Source organism: Candidatus Culexarchaeum yellowstonense, from assembly GCF_024707025.1.
Classification (GTDB): Archaea; Thermoproteota; Methanomethylicia; order Culexarchaeales; family Culexarchaeaceae; genus Culexarchaeum.
In genome coordinates, this window is sequence record NZ_JANGFQ010000160.1 from 1 (window position 1) to 3,287 (window position 3,287).

Annotated in this window: 4 protein-coding genes and 1 CRISPR repeat array; of the genes, 3 read left to right on the forward strand and 1 reads right to left on the reverse strand. The window is 36.3% G+C overall.

Annotation, left to right across the window (positions count from 1 at the left end; translation table 11 throughout):
- A CRISPR array of direct repeats spans positions 1-278; the repeat unit is 24 nt; unit sequence GAACCCCATAAAGGGAATTGAAAG.
- Between the two features lie 570 nt (positions 279-848).
- The gene (locus MRT15_RS10160; RefSeq protein WP_304329983.1) at positions 849-1,079 is read left to right on the forward strand and encodes a hypothetical protein; all 231 of its coding nucleotides are present in this window, start codon (positions 849-851) and stop codon (positions 1,077-1,079) included.
- Between the two features lie 645 nt (positions 1,080-1,724).
- Complete coding sequence (locus tag MRT15_RS10165; RefSeq protein WP_304329984.1) at positions 1,725-1,994, forward strand: hypothetical protein; 270 nt, start codon at positions 1,725-1,727, stop codon at positions 1,992-1,994.
- Between the two features lie 205 nt (positions 1,995-2,199).
- On the opposite strand, the gene MRT15_RS10170 is transcribed toward MRT15_RS10165, so the two are convergent.
- On the reverse strand, positions 2,200-2,541 hold the full coding sequence (locus MRT15_RS10170) for a hypothetical protein (RefSeq protein ID WP_304329985.1): 342 nt from the start codon (positions 2,539-2,541) through the stop codon (positions 2,200-2,202).
- 444 nt (positions 2,542-2,985) lie between these two features.
- Here MRT15_RS10170 and MRT15_RS10175 point away from each other — a divergent pair, with 444 nt between their 5' ends.
- Complete coding sequence (locus MRT15_RS10175; protein WP_304329986.1) at positions 2,986-3,201, forward strand: hypothetical protein; 216 nt, start codon at positions 2,986-2,988, stop codon at positions 3,199-3,201.
- The last annotated feature ends 86 nt before the right edge of the window (positions 3,202-3,287 follow it).

Below are 3,287 nucleotides of genomic sequence, written 5' to 3' on the forward strand. Positions count from 1 at the left end.
GAACCCAATAAAGGGAATTGAAAGCAACTTCAAGGATTAATATATCAAATAATCCTAATCCATAGAACCCCATAAAGGGAATTGAAAGTAATCCTCAGCATCCTTGATGAGCAATTTAACCATATCTGGAACCCCATAAAGGGAATTGAAAGACAAGTAGCCCTGTGACGGGGAGGGAGGCAGCAGCAATAGTCGAACCCCATAAAGGGAATTGAAAGTAATGTCTTTATAGCTCAACTTGTGGAAGCCTGTAGGAACCCAATAGAGGGAGTTGAAAGTTTAATCAATTAATAAGTTAATTTAATGTTATAATATACTTCTTAAGGAACTTAATGAAGAGAATTGGAAATATATGAGTTCGGTCCTCCAAGAGTTCGTGACAGTGGTACTTATATGTTGAGTGTATAGATGTTTGAAGGGGCTGAGATCGCGGTTAGATTGAATTCCATGAGTTAGCTCCGATGATCATTTTATGAGAATTTATTTCCGTTTTATGACATTTTCCATATCAATTCATGTTAATTTCGAGGTTTAAATGGTTCTTCATTATTAGATGGACATAATTAGGTGTGATGTCCACCCATATTGGTATGCCACTTCATATCATTATGGTCATGGTTTTTGGATGGCGCCCTTTCCACATATATAAGTTAATGTTCGATAAATATATGTAAGATTAGGATTGGCTGCTTCAGTGAATTCTAGCCACTTAAAATATGTTGGTACATGTCCGTGCAAATAAATGTTGTTTTCATCATTTGGGATGCGTGGAAGATACTTTAAATATAATGGCATCAAAGTAATAAATGGTTAAGAGTATAGATCGCCAGGTATGGGGATGATGGGGGATGGCATTGGGAGCTGATGAGATTATTACGATAGTGGCTAGTACTGTACTAAGTGTTGTACCATCCATCATCATTATTTATTTAATTTCAGTTAACAGTACCAAGAAAATAATTCAAAATTTAACCAAAGAAATTACTAACTCAACTCAGAGAGTAATTGATGATACTGCTCATAAATTCATAGCGTTGGGTTATGCTCAAAGTAAAGCATCGAAGGAGGGGGGATTCTAAGTCTAGAAGATATGAAGGAAGGCTTCGACTTCGCTGATAAGGTTCTCAAATTTAGGAAGACTTAAATTCCTCCCCTTTTATTGCCTCATTACAGGACTTTGACTTTTATAACCGCATACTTATCTATATGCGTCCTCATATTTCTCAATCAACTTCGGTGTGTCGATTGAAAACGTTTACCTACTCACATGACTTCCAATCTCCCTGTATAATTCCCAAACCGTCTACCCCTATAATCTCATTTAGATTCCAGTTCTCAAACAACTTTAGGATTGTGATACCTTTCAAGCATGAGTTCATGTGCCCTAGTATGAATCCTATAAAGAATTGAGAGGAATATTGAACTCACAGAATGGATATTTATTTATATACTGGAATTCCTATGGGGAGTTGGAGGTTTAGATGATGAGCCATTGCAGCGCTGAGCCGTAGGGCTATGAAGAGTATGAGATGTGCTGATCGTGGACGTCTGATTAAACTCGCAATATTCATGTCGAAATCTCTTAATGGAAGTTGAGTATATACGTTAACGTTGGAAAGCAAGTGTTACGATCATTTATTTGATATATCTAGATCGATGTGATAGGCATCTTCATGGATAAACATAATTATTTACTTTGACGAATACTTTGAGATGGATTGTGAATGGTGGTTGATGTAATGGATGATTGGAGGAGGCGGGAGTATAGGGAATTGAAGGGGAAATGTTTAGCCTACAAAATCTCCATGATAATTGCACTCCTATTTTGTGTGTATGTGATTGTCACAGCTGAATACCCCATCCCAACCTTCATAACAATGACACCTATCATTACACTCATCATCATACTCGCACATCACTACCATAAGAAGGTTAGAAGGAAGCTTAGGGAACTTGCTGAAGAGGTGGGTGAAGTTGTACCTTGGTGGATCTAACGGGAGGCTATTTGAATAGCTATCATGCTATTATCAGCTGATCCAAGTTAATTTACATACTTCACCCAGTTCTTTGCATAGACAACCCTTAACTGGAAGCATTAAATTTTATGTAGGTTTAATAGAAAATTTTGTATAAAAATGAATTGCTTGATTCTTAAATGTAAAATCTAACATTCCATTTTTGATAACTTCGCTTCCCCTTTCATATCAGAAGCTTTATGAGCATCAATATTATTCCAATTAAAGCTCCAAAAGTTCCTCCAAGGACAGCCACAACAACTTTCCAAAGATCATAAATCCTTTTATCTATCCCATCTATTCTCGTTGCGAGCACACTTATTGTTTTATCCATTCCATCTATCCTCGCTACAAGCATATTTATTGTTTTGGAAATTTCTCCAAGTTCTCTGTTAATTGTATTTATTCTATCCAAAATATCCTTAATCCCCATACCATACACCCTTTTAACTGTAGGCTCGATGACCTCCACAAGAAGCTTTTCCATCTCTTCCCCTCTCATCCCTTTTCCTTCCTCTCGCTTCATATTTTCACAAGATATCACATTCCAATTACATTTAAATTTTCCCAACAACTTTAACAAGCATAATGTGAGGTTTAAACCCCACCATCCCACTCTAGAAATTCTATATCCAAAATGTAACTTTAAAACTCAGGGAGTAGGGATGATGAGTTTAAATTTCGTTTGGAGGTAAGTGGAATATGATGTGATAGTTCTGGGGCGAAAGTATAGTTCTGGGGTAGAAGTCATCACAACCCCTCATTGAATTCCCAAATCTAAGACATTCAAATAATGTGAACTTCACAGAATTCTTTCAATTTACACTGATTTTATGTGAGAATTCATATATGAATTCTGGAGGGCAGGTCCTATGATCCTGAATGGAAGATTTGAATGGTTGTGAAGTATATTGATCGTGTATAAGTTCTCTTTTGTAAAGTTTTACATGTTTATTATGTGTGGAGATTTGTGGAACGATGGATTTATAGGTTGGGAATTATTATCATCATTAAGATTATGCGGAAGGATAAGGCTCATCCTATTAAGGATGTAGGGAAGAGGATAATTATAGAGCCATGTAAGTTGCCAGACTTAACTCAATACTTCAATTCCATTGAGGTTGACTTGAAATCCGATCTCTCGAATTGGAAGGCTGTTAAAGGCGAGCTACTTAAGATTCATTGATGTAAACGTATTCATATATCTTCTGAACTCTATTGGGAGGTTAGGAGAATTCTTCCCTAAATATCCATTTAGGATTTTCTAATAGT

Excerpts from the sequence above, each read along its gene's own strand:
- MRT15_RS10165 (WP_304329984.1), top strand. The coding sequence starts at position 1,725 with ATGGTGGTTGATGTAATGGATGATTGGAGGAGGCGGGAGTATAGGGAA.
- MRT15_RS10170 (WP_304329985.1), bottom strand. The coding sequence starts at position 2,541 with ATGAAGCGAGAGGAAGGAAAAGGGATGAGAGGGGAAGAGATGGAAAAG.
- MRT15_RS10160 (WP_304329983.1), top strand. The coding sequence starts at position 849 with ATGGCATTGGGAGCTGATGAGATTATTACGATAGTGGCTAGTACTGTA.